This is a genomic window from Photobacterium sp. SP02, from assembly GCF_038519165.1.
Taxonomy (GTDB): Bacteria; Pseudomonadota; Gammaproteobacteria; order Enterobacterales; family Vibrionaceae; genus Photobacterium; species Photobacterium halotolerans.
Genome location: NZ_JASJOJ010000006.1, coordinates 1 through 21224, shown reverse-complemented (window position 1 = coordinate 21224; position 21224 = coordinate 1). Strand labels below are relative to the sequence as shown.

The following is a 21224-nucleotide window of genomic DNA, read 5'->3' as shown; positions in this document are numbered from 1 at the left end:
TGTTCAGCCCTCCTGTGTCTTTAATGCGGCAAGACGCTGGCGGATGAACTGCTGTGACTGGCCGGAAACCTGTCCCAGTTTCAGCGCCTGCGTGTAGGCTGCAACGGCTTTGGCGTTGTCCTGACTGCGGTCAAGGGCAATCCCCAGCCCCAGCCACCAGCGTCCGTCGAACGGCTCGGCATCCACCAGGCGTTGATAACTGCTCAGCGCCAGCGGCTGATTGTTGAGCTGCTGAGCCAGCGCACCGCGCAAGGCCAGAAACTCGCTGCCAGGCTGCGGCGGCAATTCGCTGAGCACATCCAGCGCCACTTCCGGTTGCGATTCCTGGGTCAGCAGCTTGGCCATCGTCAGGCGCAAGTCCTGCTGATCGGGCTGTTTGGCCAGTCCCCGCTGCAGTGTCAACATCGCACGTCTGACATCCCCCCGGCCGTAGTACAGTGCTGACAAACGCTGGCGGGCATCAATCCAGGCGGGCTGATATTCCAGCGCCGATTTCAGGTAATTAGTGGCTTTGAGCGTGTCCCCTTCCGCTAAGGCTTTCATGGCCTTATCGTAATCAGTCCGGGCAAGCTGCTCTGGCGACAGGGCAATGCTTTCGATAGACAAGCCGGATTCACCCTCTTCAACGAGTTCGGCCATTGCCGTGGCTGTGCCGGTTGTTTGGCTCTCAGTGTCGTCAGTGACCGCCTTAACCGCCGCCGGTGCCGTTTGCGCAGCACGCACAGGGGCAGCAGCGCGGGAGACGGCTGGCACCGCAGCCGGTTTAACCACAGGTGCGGCATCTGGCTGACTGGCGATCGGCGCCACTGGCGCTTTTTTCACAACGGGCAGTACAGTGGCTTTGGCTGGGCCGGCCGCTGCAGGTTGGCTGTCTGGCTGCTGAGTAACCGGTGCTGTCTCGGCAGCGGGTCTGGCCTTGGCGTGCAGAAAATCCGCGACCGGATCCGGCCCCGGTTTCAAAGCCGCCGAGGAAGATAACTGTTCTGCTTTTACCCGCGTAATCTCAGCCGCTGAGCGGCTCTCGGCGCGACTGTGCCCGAACCACCAGCCTGTGGCGCCTGCCGTTACTGTGATCAGCAATCCGGCAAGCAGCCAGCGCGGCCACAAGGCCTTAGGCAGAGGTTTGACCCGGACAGGCTTCAGCTCTGGTGTCTCCTGCGGTACCTGGCTCTGGCTCAAACTATTGAGCATTTTATTGACTTCACTCATGCTCAGCTCCATCCCCATAACACAGGGTAGTGCCAGCGCGGCTGGCGCGCGGTTTGTGTATCTGTGATCGCTGCCTGCACCGCTTTGCGGCTGACAGCGTCATCACCCGCACTGCAGGCAACGATCAAGGCTTTATGGCACAACTGATTGACCAGCCTGGGGATACCGCCACTGGCGTGCCAGATCTCTTTCTGCCGGGCCAACGGCATTACCCCTGGCTCTCCGCCCGCTTTGCTCAGCCGATGCTCGATATAGGAGGCGGTTTCTGCCATATCCAACGGCCGCAGCACTGCACGAAAGGTAATGCGCTGGCGGAACTGGCGCAGTTGCGGGGAAGCCAGTCGCTCATCCAGCTCAGGCTGGCCAAGTAGCACAATATGCAAGAGTTTTTCCTGTTCCGTTTCCAGATTGCCCAGCAGCCGTAAGGCTTCCAGCGCCTCATCAGGCAGCGCCTGGGCTTCATCTAACAACACCACGACAGTACGTCCGCCGCGCTTGCGTTCGATCAGTGACTGGTGCAGCGATTCGGTCAGTGTCAGGCCGTCACCGTCGGGCTGCAATCCCAGCTCCTTAGCCAGCGCCGCCCGTAGTTCCCGCCCGCTCATGGCCGGGGTCGGCAGATAAGCCAGGTCATACCGGGCAGGCAGCTGCCGGACCAGCATCCGGCAGACCAGGGTTTTCCCTGTCCCGACTTCCCCCGAGATCTGGATAAACCCTTCCCCCATCGCCAGAGCAGACAGGGTCATTTTGATCGCTTCCAAATGCGGCGGCAGTGCATGAAACAGCCCGGTATCCGGCGTTAACCGGAAAGGGAACTGTTCAAATCCGAAGTGCGACAGATACATGGGTTTATCCTTGGTCCGGGAACCATTTCTCAACCAGCGCCCGTGAGCGTTCAATTTCCTGCTGCCAGGTCTGATCGCCCACCACTGTGGGTTTAAGCAAAATCACCAGCTCGGTTTTGGTCTGAACTTTATTGATGTTGCGGAACAAATAGCCAAGGCCGGGAATATCGCCAAGCAAAGGGACTTTGGTCTGCTGATCTTTCAGCGACGATTTCATCAGACCGCCAATCACCACCACATCACCGCTGCTGGCATGAATCACGGAATCAGACTCACGCACTGAGCTTCGGGCCAGCGGCAGGCTGTAGGTGCCAAAGGTGTCACCCAGGGCAATTTCCTTCACTTCCTCCGTGACTTCGACCACAGTGGGGTGAACATGGAGCAGGACGCCGCCGTCATCATCAATCTGGGGTGTCACATCAAGAGAAATACCCGAGAAGAAAGGCGTCAGCACCACTTCCGGCGATGCCACACCGCCATCTGTCACCGCTTCCCCGCCATCCACTTCGGTAACGAAATACTGATCGCCGCCGACTTTGATGACCGCTTTCTGGTTATTGGCGGCAGTCACCCGCGGGCTGGACAGCACATTCAGATCGCCCTGCGTTTGCAGGAAACTCAGTACTGCCGAGAAATTACCATCTGAGATGGTGATATTGGTTTGTCCGCCCAGCAAATTGGCAATCTCGCTGCCACCGGGCAAATTACCTGGCCCGGTGCGGCCGAAAATAATGCCGGTACCGCCTATGGTTTTGGTAATGTTGCTCCAGTTAATACCCTGCTGGTAACTGTCGTTGAGGGTCACTTCCATGATCTTGGCCTCCAGCACCACCTGACGCTGAAGACGCTTTTTCGACACGCCGAGAAACTCACGCACTTCGCGCAGTTCATTCGGAAACGCTTTCACTGTCAGCAGGCTGGCCTGCGGCGACACCACAATACTGCGCCCTTGCCCCGTTCCTATCATGGCCTGAACCGCCTTTTGCAGCTGGCCCCAGAAATCACTGTCGGAACGCGTTTCAATCCGGGTCCCGCCCGTGGAGTACGATGAGCGATCACCGCTATTACTGCCACGGTTACGGTTGTCGTCATAGTCGTCGTTGCTGGTATTGCGGCGATTGTCCGACTGATTGTCGATACTGTTATCCGGGCTGCTGATTGAGCCTGTGGTCAGGGATGTTAGAGAGAGGCCACGCCGCTGCAACTGCAGGTAATCCACCGGGATCACTTCCGTGCGCAATGTGGCTGGGAACACCTGAATAATGTTGCCCTTGCGCTGGATATCATAACCGTAGATATCCGACGCCACGTTCAGTACTTCATCTAAGGTCACATCCTGCAGGCTGAGCGTGACCCGGCCGCTGACCTCAGGATGGATCACCATATTAAACGCCGTGCCCCGTGCCAGACTCGAGAAAAAGGCGCGGGCGTCCACAGCGCGGGCATTGACACGAAAGCGCCGCTCGTAAGCACTGCTGCTGCCATAGCCGGAACGGCTCAAACTGGGCATCAGATCAGCGCTGACTGCCGATGGCAAGTCAGTCAGAGGCCGGCTCTGAGCCTCATTTTTAGCCTGATTCAAGGCTTGCTGCACCTCAACCGGTTTATTGTGCCCCATGTTTGCAGAGCAGGCCGCCAGCAAGGTTGTTGCCATCCCAATTAACAATAAGCGCATGTCAGAATTCACTTTTATTATTCATTGATTGTTATTTCTTCGCTATACAGAGCCAGACGCCACTGCCGGCTACCGCGCTGGAGAATGACGGTATCGCCGTCGACGGCTTTCAGGGTATAACCGCTGATCGCCTCACCCGGCAAAACCACCTGGCTATTTAAAATAACGCTGCACTGATCCTGTTCCGGACAAACGATCCCTTCCAGTGAAGGCAGGCGCTGTGTCACTGTTTTCTTTACCGATGGCGCCTGCCACCCCAGCGGGGCGGTCGGATCGCTTTCGGCCAGGGCTGCTGTGCTGAACAGGGCAAGCAGCAGAGAAATGCATTGTCTAACCACCGATAAAGTCCTTACTTTCACCCAGCGTGTATACATCCAGCTGTATATCGGAGAGCGGGTATTTATCTACCTGATAATCCAGGCTTCGCCAATAATATTTCACCGGCAGCGCTTCTAGCTGCTGCAAATAATTCACCAAATCAAAGTAACGGCCACGCAAGGTCAACCGGACAGGGTGAATGTAATAACCGGCATCCTCACCGTTTATCAGCTGCGCTGGCGGCAGAGATTCCAGCGACACCAGCGTCAGACGCTGAGAGTGCTGCAGCACCTGATCCATCAAAGCGGCCATCTGGACCGGGGTTACCAGGCTGGCAACACGTTCTTTGAGCTCTGTGTCCAGCCGGGCGTTACTGTCTTGCAACTGGCGGATTTGTTCATCCAGCACCTGATCGGGATCAGCGCTCAGCTGCCGCTGAATCCGGATCAGATCACCGTCGTTTTTGATCATGCTGGCCAGTACCGATTGCTGCTGCCTTGTCACCGATGTCAGGGATTGCTGGATGGGCTCCAGTAAAAACTGATAACCGGCCAGTATCAGCATCAGCCAGCCCGTTACGGCCACCAGCCACTGTTCGCGCCGGTTAAGCTGCTCAAACCGGGTAACGAGAGATGCCCAAAGGTTCATGGTCTTGTCTCTGTGCTGCGTTGCGCATGCAACATAAAGGTCACTCTGTTTTCTTCATTTCTGCCAAGCGACATGACTTCAAAGCGGCGATCGGCCAGCTGGGGATATTGTGCAAAACTCTGCAGCCAGCCGGGTACCGCATTGGGATGCCTGGCCACGCCTTCCAGATCCAGTTGCTGGCCCTGTACGTGGATGCGGCTCACTGAAATATCCTGACTGGCAGCCTGCGCCAGTTGCTGCAACATAGTGGCATAGCCGGCTTGCAGGCTGTTATCGTGCATGGCAATTGCCCTGAGCGTGGCCTGTTTGGCCGCGAGGTGCTGTTCCAGCTCGCCGCTCAGTTTGACTTTTAATTCACTCGGCAGATGACGGGCCAGCGCGGCTTTGGCGTTATCCAGTTCAGTCTGTTTTTGCGTCAGCCGGGCTTGCTGCTGTGCCAGCAATTGCATGGCCCTGTATTCCTGCCAGCTTTGCCAACCCGCCAGCGATGCGATCACCACAGCCCCCACCGCCCAGCCAGCGACTAGATTAGGCAGGGTGAGCCAGTTCGATTGCGGTTTCAGGCTGTCACTGTACAGATTGAGCAATGGCTGCTGCAGCTGAGCGGCCCAGGCAACACGGGTATCAAAATCCGTCAGTTCGGCGGGCGCGCCGCTGACTGTCGCGACCGGCACATTGAGCCGCTGCCGCAATGCGTCGGCCAGTTGCTCATTATCATCACTGTCACAGCTGACCAGCACCTGGGCTATCGGGGCATCACGCAGTTGGGCACTCAGGAAATCGAGGGAGCGCTGCAGTTCAAGCGCCAGTCCGTCTATCTGCAGATCAGCCGGTTCCAGGCCGGTCAGAGGCTGAGAAAAACCGCGCAGCTGACGCTGAAAACACATCACCTGCTGTTTGAAGGCGGTCAGGTGCAGACCGGAATGCTGACGGGAATGGAGGATCAGCTGGCTCTGTTTTTCAGCCGTCACCTGACCCAGCACCACTTCATCCACAGTGATCAGCTCAGGCTCACAGCCATTGGCCAGGCAAGCCAGTACCAGTTGCTGTACCACAGAACGCTGTGCCACCAGCACTTGCAGTCTGTCTTTGATTGGCTCTGCAAACCCGTCAGCGACCAGGTTAGCGGGAGGTTCAGTCACCAGATCTTTGACCAGAAACGGTAAGGCACTGGCCAGTTCATGACGGGGTAAGGCCGGCTTATCAATGACCAGGCTTTGATATAAGCCATGGCCGAGTACCAAACGAATTCTGCAGCCGTTTAACTGGTGTGTGTTGATCAATTGCGCGATGGCAGTCGTCCAGCTTTCACGTGAAGCCACCTCCACACTGTCACTGAGCCAACCATTTCCGTCTTCTGTGAGACAGACGAGTGTCAGTTTCCCTTCGAAAACAGCAAAACTGGCCACTTTACTGACAGTTTTCCGGCTTAGGAGCTTTTTCATCAGCATGGTAATAACCCGTTTTACTTTTTTATTAGTTTTAACCCGCTTGTACTTTTACATTCGTTAAAGACATGCTATTGACCATTATTGTCAATAATTTGACCCATGATACTGACAGGAATTTATGGTGTATAGAGAAAATCCTGTAAAAAATGTAAGGATTCCACTTAGATAACATTATCTGCGCTTTTTGCTACTCATTTGACTCACGCTCATCTCCGGGGCAAAAAAGCGCCCCTGCCCGCCATTAATCCCCAGTTGCTGCAGCACCTGCCATTCCCTGTCGTTTTCAACCCCGACAGCAATTACCTCGACACCGGAATTGGCGCAGGCGCCCAGCATACTCCGGACAAATAACTGATTTTCCTGTCGCTGATCTATCTCACGGATCAGGCTTCGGTGCAGCTTGATATACTGGACGTTGACATCCTTGATATAGTGCGTGCTGACTATGGTTCTTCCGGCCTGATCCACCCCCAGCCGGCAGCCAAGGCCCGTCACCATTTTGAGAAAGGTGCGCACGGCATCAATATGGCGTGACAGATTCCGCTCCGGCACTTCAATGCTCAGCCGTTTCAGTACAGGTCTGGGTGTCTGCAGCAGTTCGTCCCGGAACCAGCGGATAAACCCTTTATCCAGCAGAGATTCGATACTGACATTAATCGCAAAGTTATCCAGCGTCGGGCCATTTTTGAGCAGATCCAGCGCCTGGCTGATGACCTGTTTATCCATACGCACATTGAATCCCACCTGCTCAACCGCAGGCAGAAAACGGGAAGCTTTGATCATCTCACCGTTTTCGTCATTGATCCTCGCCAATAATTCACGATGCAGCGGTACTTGCTCCCCGGAGAGATAGGCGGGCTGCTGATACAGGGCAGGGCCGCCCTGACTAAAGACCGCATCCAGCAGCGTCCGCCAGCGCACGCTGCCCCGGGTATCTTCTCCCAGCACATCCTTCTGGAAGGCGTACCAGCTGTTCGTGCCCTGCAATTGCGCACTGCGCAGCGCCATGTCGGCCTCATCCATGATGCGGCCACGCCGCTCGCCACTGGCAAAATAGGTCATGCCGATATGACACCAGTTCTCGCGCTGCAACGGCGCGGACGGTGTCAGCCGCTCCAGCCCTTTCAGCAGCTGATTTACAAACTGATTGACCTCCTTGCTGGGCTGTTGCAGCAGCATGATGGCAAATTCGGCGTCAAAATAGCGCGACAGCACGCTGTCCGGATAGCGCTGGACCATATTCGACAGCACCATGCCGACATCCTGAATCAGTTCATCGGCCACAACCTTGCCCTTCGCCAGCAGCAATTCTTCCCAGTCGGCGATACGGATCAAAATAACTGCGCCATGGTTATCCTGATCCTGAACCACAGATTGCAGACGGCTGTCGAACAATACCCGATTGGCCGAGCCCGTCAGTTGATCCAGGAAGGTGTGGGTGCGAATGAAGGTATCAAAGCGGCTGCGCTCTTGTCTGGCATCTTTCAGCTCTGAGATCAGCTTGTCCAAGGCCAGACTTGCCGTATCCGGCCATTCCAGATCGGTGCCTTTGGCAAAATCATCCAGCTTACCGGCCAGCAGCATTCTTCCGCGCTCTTCGAGAAGCTCTGAGCCCTGTAGCTGCCGCTTGAGCCAGTTTACGCCCCATATCAGGCCGGCAATAATGATCATGATCGCCAGACTGATAGAAGACATCGCCCCCAGCGAATAGGTTAATTCGGTATAAGGTGGCACCGACTGGATACTGACAGAGTAACCGGGGTTCAGGGTCAGCGGATATTCAGAATGATAAAGAATGTTGGGATCATCGATTTTCTGTAATCCCTGAAACTGATAGACAGAGCCGGCATCGTTGCTGACGTCCAGCGACACCACGTTACTGGCTTTGAGTAATTTCGGCAGCCAGCGGGCCAGGGATTGCGATCCTTGCGGATCGGCCATTTCCTGATCGATAACGTCAACCACGCCGCCCAGATAATGATGCAGATAATCCTGCCCGAGCTGACGAAAACTGACAGCACCGCCAATGAAAATGACAAACATGGCGCAAATGACAATTAGGGTCACGAAAGCAACCAGTCGATTGGTCAGCTTCATCCCTGAGGCTTTTCTCATGCAAGGTCCAACTTTATCTGAAAAACAATTCCAAACCGCCTGGCTCTGTGGTCAACTCTGATACAGACAACAATAAAAACCAAAACGCCTGTTTATACTGGAAAATACCATCGGCTCTCAAACACTGCAGTGCTCAGACCGACACTTTCCTTACTTGGCTCACCGCCCAGGCAGCATGCAACCCCCAAAGCGGAGAGATATGGACTGGATCACCTGCACCAAAAGTTTTGTCGCCGTGGTTGAGCAGGGCTCCCTGGCTCAGGCCGCAAGCGCCCTCAACACCTCAAGTTCAGCCCTGTCCAAGCGGCTGTCATGGTTAGAAAAACAACTGGGTGTTCAGCTTCTTAAACGCACGACACGTAACCTGACCGTCACAGACGCCGGCAAGGTGTTTTATCGGCGCAGTGTCCATTTACTTGATGACTGGCATCAGATACTGGCAGAAACCACCTCCACCTACGGTGAAGTTCAGGGTGTGCTGCGCATTGGTGCCCCACTGGCGACAGGCAGCCGGGTCCTGGTCCATTATCTGGCCGAGTTCTTACAGACCTATCCCAATATCCAGGTCGAGCTGCACACTGTGACCCCGGGCCAATTGCCGGATCTCAACCTGGATGTTTTTATCAGCCGCGAGCTGACCGATTTCAACTCCACCAGCTATATTGCCACTAAACTCTTTAGTTTTCAGGCGGGCTTCTACGCCTCACCCAGTTACCTGGAAGACAGGCCCGCTATCGAAACCCCGGAGCAACTGGCGCTGCATAACTGCTTGTTATTCGGCAGTCATGGCCATGAGCAAGAGCATGTCTTTGAAAATAACCGCCGCCTGCGTTTGCGGGGCAATTTTACCACCCAGAACCCGGAAGCCCTGGTCGCGGCTGCAGTGGCTGGAATGGGGTTAATTCTGGTGGGTGAGAATACGGTCAAACGCGAGCTCAGCAATGGCCTGCTGATCCCCGTGTTACCTGAGCTGAAACAACCGTTAAATGCCGCCTATGCCTACTATCCTAAGCTCAACTACAACCACACCAAAACCAAGCTGTTTATTGATTTTATTAAGCAGAAGGCCTCGCCCGGCCATACGCTTCAGTCAGCCAGCCCCCACTCTCTGTAATCCGCATCGTGCCGTTATTGGCTATCAGGCAATAAAAAAGCAGCGTTGAACGCTGCTTTTTTTAAGAAACCGTAAACCATGGATCAGAACGGAATGTCGTCGTCGAAATCCATCGGCGGCTCATTGTACTGAGGCTGGGCTTGTTTAGGCGCAGACTGCTGCTGAGGCGCATAGTTTTGCTGTTGTGACTGCTGAGCCGGTTGCTGAGGTTGTCCCCAACCGCCCTGCTGCTGCTGGCCACCCATAGGGGCACCCTGACCCTGGCCACCGGCACGGCCGCCCAGCATTTGCATCACACCGTTGAAGCCTTGAACAACCACTTCGGTCGTGAAGCGGTCCTGACCGCTTTGATCCTGCCACTTACGGGTTTGCAGCTGACCTTCAATGTAAACTTGAGAGCCTTTACGCAAGTACTCACCAGCCACTTCAGCCAGCTTGCCGAACAAGGCAACACGGTGCCATTCTGTTTTTTCTCGCTGTTCGCCGGTGGCTTTATCACGCCAGCTTTCAGAAGTCGCGATGGTAATATTTGCGACTGCACCGCCGTTCGGCATATAACGGATTTCAGGATCTTGTCCTAAGTTACCTACCAGGATAACTTTATTTACGCCACGACTGGCCATAGTTCACTCCAGGTTTTCGCTGTTGAGGCTGCCAATCATGACACCCTTCACTCATTCAAAGTTTATACTTAATCGCCGAGTTTAACATGGGCTGCCCTCTGAGTCATAGGGCTACGTCATGCTTCCCATGTCTAGACCGGACGCATAAAAGACGATCAAAGCACTGTGTTTTTGTACAGTCAAGTCTTTTAAGCCCCTCAGGGCTATGCAATAATGCCAATCCTATTTATTCAAGCGCTGATGACTGCAACTATGGATAAGATCGAAGTCAGGGGTGCACGCACCCACAACCTTAAAAACATTAACCTGACTATCCCCCGGGATAAGCTGATTGTTATCACAGGTTTATCAGGTTCCGGTAAGTCTTCTCTGGCATTCGACACCCTGTATGCCGAAGGTCAGCGCCGTTACGTCGAATCACTGTCGGCCTACGCCCGCCAGTTTCTGTCGCTGATGGAAAAACCGGACGTCGACCATATTGAAGGCCTGTCGCCTGCCATCTCAATTGAACAGAAATCGACCTCACACAACCCGCGCTCGACGGTCGGTACCATTACCGAAATCTATGACTACCTGCGCTTGCTGTATGCCCGTGTCGGCGAACCACGCTGCCCGACTCACGATGTGCCCCTCGCCGCGCAAACCGTCAGCCAGATGGTCGACAAAGTGCTGACACTGCCGGAAGGCAGTAAGCTGATGCTGCTGGCTCCTATCGTCAAAGAGCGTAAGGGCGAGCACCTGAAAACCTTAGCCAACCTGTCGGCGCAAGGCTATATCCGGGCCCGGATCGACGGCGAAGTCTGCGATCTGTCCGATCCGCCGACACTGGAATTACACAAAAAGCACACCATAGAAGTGGTGGTGGATCGCTTTAAAGTGCGTGATGACCTCCAGCAGCGGCTGGCTGAATCGTTTGAAACCGCGCTGGAGCTGTCAGGCGGCACAGTTGTCGTCAGCGCCATGGATGACAATGACATGGCCGAGCTGATTTTCTCGGCCAACTTCGCCTGCCCGCATTGCGGTTACAGCATGCGTGAGCTGGAACCGCGCCTGTTTTCCTTCAATAACCCGGCCGGTGCCTGCGGCACATGCGACGGACTGGGGGTGCAACAGTATTTCGACCCCTCCCGGGTGATCCAAAACGAGGACCTGAGTCTGGCTGGCGGCGCCATCCGGGGCTGGGACAAGCGCAATTACTACTACTTTCAGATGCTGACGTCGCTGGCTGAACATTACGATTTTGATGTTGAAGCCCCGTTCAGCAGCCTGCCAAAAAAAGTACAGAACGTATTGCTGCAGGGGTCCGGCACCACAAATATTGAATTTAAATACATTAATGATCGCGGTGATGTGACCGTTCGCCGTCACCCGTTTGAAGGCATACTGAATAACATGGAACGCCGCTACCGGGAAACCGAGTCCAATGCGGTACGCGAAGAGCTGGTGAAATACATTTCCACCAAGCCTTGCGCCAGCTGTCACGGTTCGCGGCTGCGCCAAGAAGCACGTCATGTCTTCATCGACAGCACTAACCTGCCGGCGATCAGTGAAATGAGCATCAGCCAGGCGCTGACCTTCTTTACCGAGCTGACACTAGAAGGACAGCGTGCGCAGATTGCCGATAAAATCCTCAAAGAAATCAATGACAGGCTGACCTTCCTGGTCAATGTGGGCCTCAACTATCTCAACCTGTCGCGCAGTGCGGAAACACTGTCCGGCGGTGAAGCTCAGCGCATCCGCCTGGCCAGCCAGATTGGCGCCGGCCTGGTCGGCGTGATGTATGTGCTCGATGAGCCTTCCATCGGCCTCCACCAGCGGGATAACGAACGCCTGCTGAGCACCCTGACCCGGCTGCGCGATCTGGGTAACACTGTACTGGTGGTCGAACACGACGAAGACGCGATCCGCAGTGCCGATTACATCATCGATATCGGCCCGGGTGCCGGTGTGCACGGCGGGCAGATCATCGCCGAAGGCACCATGGAAGATATTCTGAACTCGGAAGATTCCCTGACCGGCCAATACCTGAGTGGCAAGAAACAAATTGCAGTACCTGTTGAACGTGTGCCTGTTGATCCGGCAAAAACGGTGCTGCTCACGGGCGCCACGGGCAATAACCTGAAAAAAGTCGATGTGTCGATTCCGGTTGGCTTGCTGACCTGTGTGACCGGGGTATCCGGCTCAGGCAAGTCCACCCTGATCAACGACACTTTCTTCAAAATTGCTCACCATAAACTCAACGGGGCCACCACAGGCGAACCGTCACCTTATGAGGATATTCAGGGGCTGGAGCACTTCGATAAAGTCATCGACATCGATCAGAGCCCGATTGGCCGAACGCCGCGTTCTAACCCGGCAACTTACACCGGCATTTTCACCCCCATCAGGGAGCTGTTCTCGGGCACTCAGGAGTCTCGCTCACGGGGCTATAAACCGGGCCGCTTCAGCTTCAACGTCAAAGGCGGCCGCTGTGAAGCCTGTCAGGGCGACGGGGTGATCAAAGTGGAAATGCACTTCCTGCCCGATGTTTACGTGCCCTGTGATAGCTGTAAGGGTAAACGCTACAATCGTGAGACCCTGGAAGTGAAATACAAAGGCCAGTCTATTGATGAAGTGCTGGAAATGACAGTGGAAGATGCGCGGGTATTTTTTGATCCTGTGCCAGCCATTGCCCGAAAACTGCAAACCCTGATGGATGTCGGACTATCCTATATCCGCCTGGGGCAAGCGGCGACCACGCTGTCTGGCGGCGAAGCGCAGCGGGTGAAACTGGCGCGCGAACTGTCCAAACGCGATACAGGCAAAACCCTGTATATTCTCGATGAACCGACAACGGGCTTGCACTTCCATGATATCCAGCAGTTACTGAGTGTCCTGCACCGACTGCGTGATCACGGTAATACCATAGTGGTGATTGAGCATAACCTGGACGTCATTAAAACCGCTGACTGGATCATTGATCTGGGGCCGGAAGGTGGCAGCGGTGGCGGCGAGATCATTGCAACAGGTACCCCGGAACAGGTTGCCGGGGTCGCCGGCTCGCATACGGCCCGCTTCCTCAAACCCCTGCTGCCCGCATTAACAGCAAAGCAGCAGGCATAATTACACACATGCGCTCTGTCAGGCTGAATGCTCAGCCTGACTTTTTGTCTATTTGCCGAGGGACCGGACACCGTGACCGTCATTCAACTAAGGGGCACCAGACTGGCCGCTGCCACCATCAGTAAACCACTGACGCGGCCTTTTATTCTGGCGCTGACTTTTCTGTTTCTGCTGTCGATGCATTATTTTCAGCATAATCAGGGAGGAGCCGGCCTGGAGTTACCCTTTAATGTCAGCAGCTGGATCCCTTTCAGCTTTGCCATTGCGATTGGCCTGCTGGAGATCAGCCGACAGAAAATCTTGCGTTATTCCCGCCTGACGCTGGTTCTCCTGAGCTGCTGCGTGATGCTGTCTGTCCCCATGCTCTTCCCGGAAGCGCGACCGGAAGTCGCCATCAACCGGATCATTACCCTCTGGGCTGGCTGGTTGTTTTTTGTGGCGCTGCAGCAGTTTGCTTTCAGCCAGACACAGCGCCAGCAAATACTCTGGCTGCTCTTAAAAGCGGTCTGGCTGCAAGCCGCGCTGGCCTGGTATCAGTTTCTGTGGATCTCACCGGACAATGGCATTGGCTATAACACGGATCTCAACCGGCCCTACGGTATTTTTCAGCAGCCCAACGTAATGGCCAGCTTCCTGGCCACCGGGCTCGTTCTTTCGGCTTACCTGCTGGCACGGCAGCCGATGGTTCAGGGCCGCTGGACCCTTTCCCACCTCGGTCTTCAGTTAACGCCTGTCGCTGTGATCCCCATGCTGTTCGTGCTCAGCTCGCGGACCGGCTGGATTGCCAGTGTGGCGGGGGTTTTGCTTATCCTGCCCTACCTGATACAGTTTGCCGCCCGGGTACAATGGCGAGTATGGCTGATGATGCTGGTCATGGGATTAAGCGTGACCTGGAATCTGACCAGCAGCCTGAACTGGAATCCGCAGCCGGGCAGAGTATCGCTGGAAAGTGCCCGCTCAGTCATCTACCCGCAAGCGCTGGACATGTTCCTGCATGCTCCGGTCTCGGGCGTCGGCTATGGCAATTTTGAGCCCGCTTATCTGATGCAGACAGCGCAAGCGCATCAGGCTGATCCTGACTCGCCCTATGGTTTACCCGGGCTGGATCACCCTCATAACGAACTGCTGTTCTGGGCCAGTGAAGGGGGCATTTTACCTGTTCTGGCACTGCTGATTGCGGCAGCGGCGGTGCTGGCCAAAATTCGTCGTGCGCCGGCCAACACCCAGCTGGCTCTGGTCGCGCTCCTGTTTCCAATTACGCTGCATACCCAGCTCGAATACCCCTTCTACCACTCTCTGATCCACTGGATTATTTTTGTGTTCCTGCTCTATTGGGTGGATGCCTTGAGTGCGAAATATTTCAAACAGACACTGCGATTTTATAAACCCTTCAGAATCAGCGCCATGCTGTTGCCTGTTGTCGTCAGTCTCTTTATGGCCACCACCTTATATTCAGGCGCCATGCTGACCCGCTTTGAATCATCGACGCCGCCCGATTTAACTGCCCTGGATAAGGTCAATAACACCTGGGCCTGGCATAACCGGTTTGAATGGGATTTTTATCAGACCCAGTTGAAAATGGGCATTCAGCAGAATAACCCTGAGTTGCTGACAAGCTTCATCCACTGGGCCAACCATAAAGCCAAAGAACTGCCCAGGCCGATTCTGTATCAGTTTCTGATCACTGCCCATCAGGCATTGGCAAACACCTATCAAGCTGAGCAGGTTCGCCAGGAAGCCAGGTATCTTTTCCCGGGGGTCGATTTCAGCGATGACGCCTTACCTCAGCTATACAAGCCAAAAACCGTGACGGCCTCGCCGCAGATAGCACAAGCTGAAGCACAAGCAAACAACGGCTGAGCCTTCCCCCCAAAAAAGAAGCGGCTGCCCCAGAGGCAACCGCTTATTCCTGCGCTGATACTTATTTCAGCACCTCTTCCAGTGATTTCAGGCACAGCGCAATATTCTCTTTACGCGCACCGTATCCCATCAGCCCAATGCGCCAGGCTTTTCCGGCCAGAGCCCCCAGGCCGGCACCGATTTCCAGATTATAGTCTTCCAGCAGGCTCTGACGCACTTTCGCATCATCAGCGCCGTCAGGAATATAAACCGCATTGAGTTGCGGCAAACGGCTTTTCTCATCCACCACAAAGCGGATTCCCATAGCTTCCAGCCCCGCGCGCAATAATTGGTGCATCTCGGCATGGCGCTGCCACGCCTTTTCCAGCCCTTCATGTTGCAAGCGAACCAGCGCTTCGTGCAAGGCATACAAGCTGTTAACCGGAGCAGTATGGTGGTAGCTGCGCTTACCTTCACCGCTCCAGTAGGCCAGTACCAGGCTCTGGTCAAGGAACCAGCTTTGTACCGGCGTCTTACGCTGCTGAATTTTCTCAACCGCCCGCGGCGAAAAAGTCAGCGGCGACAAACCGGGTACGCAGGACAAGCACTTCTGACTGCCGGAATACACGGCATCCAGTTGCCATTCGTCGACTTTCAGCGGCACCCCGCCCAGCGAAGTGACAGCATCAACAATCGTCAGGCAGTCATAGTCACGGGCTAAGCGGGATAAGGTTTCCGCATCGCTCAGTGCACCGGTTGAAGTTTCCGCGTGCACAAACGCCAGTATTTTCGCATCAGGATGAGCTTTGAGTGCGGCTTCAACGGCTTGCGGATCAACCGGCTCTCCCCATTCATTATCCACCAGCACAGCTTCACCGCCGCAGCGCACAACATTTTCCCGCATCCGCTCGCCGAAAACCCCGTTACGGCAGACGATCACCTTCTCGCCCGGCTCAACCAGATTGACGAAACAGGCTTCCATTCCCGCACTGCCCGGCGCAGATACCGCTATAGTAAATGGGTTGGTGGTCTGAAATGCATACTGGAGCAGTTGCTTAAGCTCATCCATCATTCCGATGAACAGCGGGTCAAGATGGCCGACAGTCGGGCGGCTGAGCGCCTGCAACACCTGTGGATAAATGTCCGACGGGCCGGGTCCCATCAGTATGCGTTGAGGCGGGTAAAAACTTTGAATTGTCATCAGGCTTCTCCATCTGCACAGACACATAAGTTACTTATAATTCAGTGCATTAATTATTGTTGGCAACAGTAGCTTTCGCAGGGCATTCCTAGCGAGCATAACAGAACCACCCGTACCTGAAACCAGGCAGGCAAATTTATGCAAAGTCAGTAACAATCTTGACACAGAAAAATGCATTCAAGCATTGACAAAGCCCCCCCTCTCATATTCAATAAGGGCAATTTTTGTTCACCCTGAGAAAGCTCATTTTTCAGGTGAAAACGGAAGAGGCGCGTTATCCAGGTATCTATGCGGCGGGGCCCCACCCCAAAGCACCATAGAGAGGGGGAGCAACGCCGAGATACGGTAAGACAGGGGGCTTGCCGTATCGGCTTTGAAGGTTGAATCCTTCTGGCTGTCACCTGCATCATCCAGTGCAGGTGGAGAGCTTCTGGTAGCAGCAGTCTTAGTACGTCTCGCCTAATGGCTCTTCTGACACTCAAGTCGGAAAGATTCCCCAAATTTTGCCCCATGTTTACGCTTTGTTAAGTGGGAGATCACATTGAGCCCTGTAATTTCTTCTTCAGCGTTGAACGCTGAAATCACAGTCGCAAAATTTGGCGGCACTAGTGTGGCTGATTTCGTTGCAATGAGCCGCAGTGCTAAGATAGTTATCAATAATCCGACAACCAAACTGGTGTTGATCAGTGCGTGTTCCGGTGTGACTAATATTTTAGTCGAACTGGCCAACGGCGTAGCCGATGCCGAACACCGACATAGCCTGATGGAGCGTCTTCGCGCTATTCACCACAGCGTGCTGGCGGATTTACAGCAGCCTGAAGCGGTTGCGGGTAACATTGATGAACTGCTCGATCAGGTCGGCGAACTGGCTATAAAAGCCGCAGAACACAAGTCGGCAGAGCTGACAGATCAGCTGGTTGCCAACGGTGAGTTGCTGTCTACCCACCTGTTTACGCAAATCATGCGTGAAATGGGCGCCGACGCGTTGCGTTACGATATCCGTGACGTGCTGCGTACTGACAGCCGCTTTGGTAAAGCCAGCCCTGAGCAGGAAATGATACGTCAGCTGACAGAGGAAAAGCTGTTACCTCTGCTGCAGGATAAGATTGTTGTTTCTCAGGGTTTCATCGGTAGTGATGAGCAAGGTCGCACCACCACGCTTGGCCGCGGTGGCAGTGATTACAGTGCCGCCCTCATGGCTGAGGCGGTGGATGCCGGCACACTGGAAATCTGGACTGACGTCCCTGGTATGTACACCACAGATCCGCGTATTGCGCCGAAAGCCACGCCAATCAAAGAAATCAGCTTCAGCGAAGCCTCTGAGATGGCGAACTTTGGTGCCAAGATCTTGCATCCATCGACACTGATCCCGGCCGTTCGCCGTCAGATCCCTGTGTTTGTTGGATCGTCCAGGGCACCAGAACAGGGCGGCACCTGGATCCGTAAGTCTGTTACCGAAGCACCGCTGTTCCGTGCGCTGGCACTGCGTTCGAACCAGACGCTGATCACTCTGACCAGCCTGAACATGTTCCATGCTTATGGCTTCCTGGCCGAAGTCTTCCGGATTCTGGCTGAACATAAAGTCTCTGTTGATCTGATTTCGACTTCTGAAGTCAGCGTCTCTCTGACCATGGATCAGACAGACACTGGCGGCGGCGCACCCACGCTGCCTCCGGGAGCGCATGCCGCACTCAGCGAGCTGTGCCGTGTTGAGATTGAACAGGATCTGTGCCTGATCTCTCTGATTGGTAACCGCATGAGCCAGACTGCCGGTTCAGTCAGTACCGTGTTTGACACGCTGGACGAGTACAAGCTGCGCATGATTTGCTACGGCGCCAGCCCGCACAATCTGTGCTTCCTGGTCAAAACCGAGCATGCCATGCCGATTGCTCAGAATCTGCACCGTAAGATTTTTGAGTAATTTCACCTCCAATTCCTGTAAAAAAGGCGCTCAATGAGGGCCTTTTTTTTACCATTAAGACATTGTTTTTAAGTTGTTTTTACTTATGCAGTGACCATATAACGTCCACAGCATGTCTTAAATTGAGCTAGCCACATGATTAAAAATTTTGCCTATCACTTACTCTTGAGGCGAAAGCAACCACTTAAATCGCCCAAAGTTAAAACTGAGTTTACATAAATGTATTTTTTCATCATTACATAACTCATATCTATAATTTATATACAGCTATACTATTTAAAATGATGACAATGAGATGTTTACAATATGCATACCTCACTAAGCAGCAAAGCTGTAAGGGATAATAGACATGAGTTAATAATTAAGGCTATCAAACTAGGATATAAACTACTATTTTCATCTCTGTTATTATCACTCCTAGTTCTGATAGGATACGTTTTTAATGTAGATTTTTTTTATCGTCACTTTTCCTTAGATCTGGCAGTTCATAGGTTAACGTTAATTTGTACTTTACTAACATCAACTTCATTCATTTTAATTGCATACCATAAAAACAAGCTAGTGCAATTAATATCAACTTCTGTTTTTATTTTAACTGCCATTAGATTGTTTGACTATTTACTTGGCCCTCAATTTATTTTTAACAACCTTCCTTATTATATTGCTGATATTTTCAATTTAATTTTTGACATGCATGAAGAAAAAAACATAATGGGATTGAATACTACTATTATGTTTTTATTATTATCACTATCATCATTGATGAGAACTTTAAATAAACCAAATGCATCACAAATATTCGGCTTTTTATCTTTAAGCATTCCAACAATTTCTATTACTGGTTATGTTTTTAACCTTTCAGAGTTTTATGGGAGTATGTCTCCAGTCACAACAGTTTATGGCTTGATAATTTCTATAGGTGTGCTGTGCATTTCCGCGCACAAAGGGGCAATTAAAGCAATGCTACTTCCAACCTTTGGAGGGCGCCTAGCAAGGTATTTAAGTATCATAGGCTATTCATATTGTTTTGGTCTTGGTTACTTAGCTATAAAGTCCATTGATGAATTTGGCAACACCAGTTTATTCGGTGCATATGTGGTTGCCATGTGTTGGTTCATTATTTTAATACTTGCAGTAAGTGCTTTAACTTATGAAAAAGAAGATAAGAGCAGGCGTTTTATGGAAAAGTATTTATTGCAACTATCAAGAGAAGATCCTCTAACTGCACTTTATAATAGAAGAGGTTTTTATGAAGAAATAGGAAAAGAGATAAAGCGAAGAAAGCGAAAAGAGAGCAATGCTTGCTTTATAATTATTGATATTGATTCTTTTAAAAAAATCAATGATCAGTTTGGTCATGGAGTTGGCGATGAAATACTGAAATTAATTGCAAACATAATTAAGAACAATCTGAGATCGACAGATATTATCTGTCGATTAGGTGGGGAGGAGTTTGCAGTAATGCTACCGGACACCGACATACAAGAGTGTTGTGAAATTTCTGAACGTATAAGAGCGAAAGTACGAGGAACTAATGTAAAGAGTAAAATTCGATTTAACTCGCCAGAATTTGTATCAATATCTATTGGATGCTCTCTACTTCCATCAAGCAGTTCAAATGTAAATGAGACATTAGAAAAAGCTGACAAAGCCCTTTATGAAGCAAAAATAAAAGGAAGAAATAGAGTTTGCATTTATGATGACTCGTTGAAAAAAAAGTCAGGCCCAATTTAATGGGCCTGTGAATATTTAATTTTTATTTTTTCTTATACACGTCGAGAATATGTTTCGAGAGGGAGTATATGGAATATTGTAAACATGTCAATAGTTGCACAGGCATAAAAATGAAATCCTGACTGAGTATTCAAGAACACCCGAAACCCCTTACCAGACCTGACTTAGAAAAAAACGCCGACATTTTTATGACGGCGGAATTCATAAATTTATGAATCAAGTTGACTAAGCTTATTCAAATATATTATATCTGGGTCACAACTCAAATTGCGAGACAACACACTCATCTGACCAATATTTGTTACCCTTACTCAAATAAATATTTATATTAATAGGGCATCCTTTATCCATCCACTCTTCTTTAGCTACTTCCTTCTAGTTGTTGCATTCTTTGCTTTCACCACCCGGCCACCTTTTGCGAAGCGGTAGCCTTTCTTCAGTGTGCCGTTACTTTTCAGTCCTGTCTTAGCCATGCTTTTTCCCCAGTTGTACGTTCGTTTCCAGTATTGTTAGCCGCTTGTCCTGCTTGTACAGCACGATGAGCAGCGCGATCATAGTGGGCGGTAAGCCCATTGCCGTGAGTTGTTGCAGTATCTCTATCAAGTGGGTTTCCCTCTGAATTTGTGTGAGAAGAATTCCAGCAGGTAGCGCACCATAGAGCGCATCCCCAGCACGTCGACGACGATAGCCCCGACCACGTACCAGTAAGGCTCTGGAATGCTGCTGAGCGCCTGAAAACCTGCATCCACGTACACCGCATAGTTAGGCCAGAAACACAGCATCAGGGGCGTGAAGACAACCAGTAAGATAAATTCATCTTTCCAGCCCCGGCCCTTGATGCTCAGCTCGTCCAGATTGGCCGCTTTCTCGTCCCCGTATTCCAGCCGTTTTAACCTGGCGGCGTGTTTGGCCTGCTCCAGCTCGTCTTTGCGCTTCAGGGCTTCGGCCTTGTTGCGGCTGTGCTGCTGCCATGCCGTCACCCCACCCGTGATCAGATTCAATAATGCACCGAGCATCAATCCCCCTTATGCCGCCTGAATGCCCGCATTGAGCATCTTGGCGCTGTAAGGCTGCGTGCCGTTCTCATGGCGGATAATCAGGGGCACCATGTCCATGGTTTCCGCTTCTGACAGTGAGGTGTCAGGGGACACGCCCAGCGCCCCGGCGACGTGGTTCACATAGGCGCTGGTGTCATTTTCCACTGGCGGCGCCCAGCGGTTGATGATGCCGCGCACTGTGGTCAAGCCGTGCAGGTTGCGGTACGTTTTCAGCGTCCGGGCCAGTGCCCGGATGCCGTTTTCCGGTCTGTCGAAGATGACAAAGCGGCCATCGTTACCGACGCGGCCACGCCATGCGGTGCCGTTGTCCTCAATATTGCCCGGATTGTTGTTACGGATGCCTCGCGGCTTATACATCGTCATTGCTGCTA

The 21224-nt window shown here is 52.7% G+C and carries 17 protein-coding genes and 1 riboswitch; of the genes, 5 read left to right on the top strand and 12 right to left on the bottom strand.

What is annotated here, in order from left to right:
* Positions 1-3: 3 nt before the first annotated feature.
* From P0Y67_RS04200 to csrD, 7 genes are all read right to left on the bottom strand, one after another.
* On the bottom strand, positions 4-1209 hold the full coding sequence (locus P0Y67_RS04200; protein ID WP_342390869.1) for a tetratricopeptide repeat protein: 1206 nt from the start codon (positions 1207-1209) through the stop codon (positions 4-6).
* Positions 1210-1211: 2 nt separating this feature from the next.
* Positions 1212-2054 (bottom strand): ExeA family protein, encoded by an 843-nt coding sequence (locus P0Y67_RS04195; protein WP_342390868.1) that lies wholly within the window; start codon positions 2052-2054, stop codon positions 1212-1214.
* Between the two features lie 4 nt (positions 2055-2058).
* Positions 2059-3729: a pilus (MSHA type) biogenesis protein MshL gene (gene mshL, locus P0Y67_RS04190; RefSeq protein WP_342390867.1), complete on the bottom strand. Its 1671-nt coding sequence runs from the start codon at positions 3727-3729 to the stop codon at positions 2059-2061.
* A gap of 17 nt (positions 3730-3746) precedes the next feature.
* Positions 3747-4067: an MSHA biogenesis protein MshK gene (locus tag P0Y67_RS04185; protein ID WP_342390866.1), complete on the bottom strand. Its 321-nt coding sequence runs from the start codon at positions 4065-4067 to the stop codon at positions 3747-3749.
* The gene (gspM, locus tag P0Y67_RS04180) at positions 4060-4695 is read right to left on the bottom strand and encodes a type II secretion system protein GspM (RefSeq protein ID WP_342390865.1); all 636 of its coding nucleotides are present in this window, start codon (positions 4693-4695) and stop codon (positions 4060-4062) included. The genes P0Y67_RS04185 and gspM overlap by 8 nt, the downstream gene beginning before the upstream one ends.
* A complete protein-coding gene (locus P0Y67_RS04175) occupies positions 4692-6140 on the bottom strand; it encodes a PilN domain-containing protein (RefSeq protein WP_342390864.1) in 1449 nt (482 codons plus the stop codon). The genes gspM and P0Y67_RS04175 overlap by 4 nt, the downstream gene beginning before the upstream one ends.
* Before the next feature lie 177 nt (positions 6141-6317).
* Positions 6318-8261, bottom strand: a complete 1944-nt coding sequence (gene csrD, locus P0Y67_RS04170; RefSeq protein ID WP_342390863.1) for an RNase E specificity factor CsrD — start codon at positions 8259-8261, stop codon at positions 6318-6320.
* A 199-nt stretch (positions 8262-8460) separates the two neighbouring features.
* Between csrD and P0Y67_RS04165 the strand changes: the two genes are divergently transcribed.
* Positions 8461-9375 carry a LysR family transcriptional regulator gene (locus P0Y67_RS04165; protein ID WP_342390862.1) on the top strand — a complete coding sequence of 305 codons (915 nt, stop codon included), beginning with the start codon at positions 8461-8463 and terminating at the stop codon, positions 9373-9375.
* Between the two features lie 83 nt (positions 9376-9458).
* Here the strand turns inward: P0Y67_RS04165 and P0Y67_RS04160 are convergent, their stop codons facing one another.
* Positions 9459-9998: a single-stranded DNA-binding protein gene (locus tag P0Y67_RS04160; protein WP_337112707.1), complete on the bottom strand. Its 540-nt coding sequence runs from the start codon at positions 9996-9998 to the stop codon at positions 9459-9461.
* 252 nt (positions 9999-10250) lie between these two features.
* On the opposite strand from P0Y67_RS04160, the gene uvrA reads away from it, so the two are divergent.
* Together uvrA and P0Y67_RS04150 are read left to right on the top strand one after the other, a co-directional pair.
* A complete protein-coding gene (gene uvrA / locus P0Y67_RS04155; protein ID WP_342390861.1) occupies positions 10251-13100 on the top strand; it encodes an excinuclease ABC subunit UvrA in 2850 nt (949 codons plus the stop codon).
* A 72-nt stretch (positions 13101-13172) separates the two neighbouring features.
* A complete protein-coding gene (locus tag P0Y67_RS04150; RefSeq protein ID WP_342390860.1) occupies positions 13173-14960 on the top strand; it encodes a PglL family O-oligosaccharyltransferase in 1788 nt (595 codons plus the stop codon).
* Positions 14961-15021: 61 nt separating this feature from the next.
* Here the strand turns inward: P0Y67_RS04150 and P0Y67_RS04145 are convergent, their stop codons facing one another.
* A complete protein-coding gene (locus tag P0Y67_RS04145) occupies positions 15022-16140 on the bottom strand; it encodes a pyridoxal-phosphate-dependent aminotransferase family protein (RefSeq protein ID WP_342390859.1) in 1119 nt (372 codons plus the stop codon).
* A 256-nt stretch (positions 16141-16396) separates the two neighbouring features.
* Positions 16397-16578: riboswitch (Lysine riboswitch) on the top strand.
* A gap of 103 nt (positions 16579-16681) precedes the next feature.
* Here P0Y67_RS04145 and lysC point away from each other — a divergent pair.
* Together lysC and P0Y67_RS04135 are read left to right on the top strand one after the other, a co-directional pair.
* On the top strand, positions 16682-18061 hold the full coding sequence (gene lysC / locus P0Y67_RS04140) for a lysine-sensitive aspartokinase 3 (RefSeq protein WP_342390858.1): 1380 nt from the start codon (positions 16682-16684) through the stop codon (positions 18059-18061).
* 306 nt (positions 18062-18367) lie between these two features.
* Positions 18368-19795, top strand: a complete 1428-nt coding sequence (locus P0Y67_RS04135) for a GGDEF domain-containing protein (protein WP_342390857.1) — start codon at positions 18368-18370, stop codon at positions 19793-19795.
* A 465-nt stretch (positions 19796-20260) separates the two neighbouring features.
* On the opposite strand, the gene P0Y67_RS04130 is transcribed toward P0Y67_RS04135, so the two are convergent.
* From P0Y67_RS04130 to P0Y67_RS04120, 3 genes are all read right to left on the bottom strand, one after another.
* A complete protein-coding gene (locus P0Y67_RS04130; RefSeq protein WP_155804952.1) occupies positions 20261-20398 on the bottom strand; it encodes a hypothetical protein in 138 nt (45 codons plus the stop codon).
* On the bottom strand, positions 20395-20811 hold the full coding sequence (locus tag P0Y67_RS04125; protein ID WP_342390856.1) for a hypothetical protein: 417 nt from the start codon (positions 20809-20811) through the stop codon (positions 20395-20397). Before P0Y67_RS04125 ends, P0Y67_RS04130 begins: the two co-directional genes overlap by 4 nt.
* A gap of 9 nt (positions 20812-20820) precedes the next feature.
* Positions 20821-21224, bottom strand: a 404-nt coding sequence (locus P0Y67_RS04120; protein WP_446728794.1) for a structural protein P5, incomplete at its 5' end; no start/stop codon positions are given.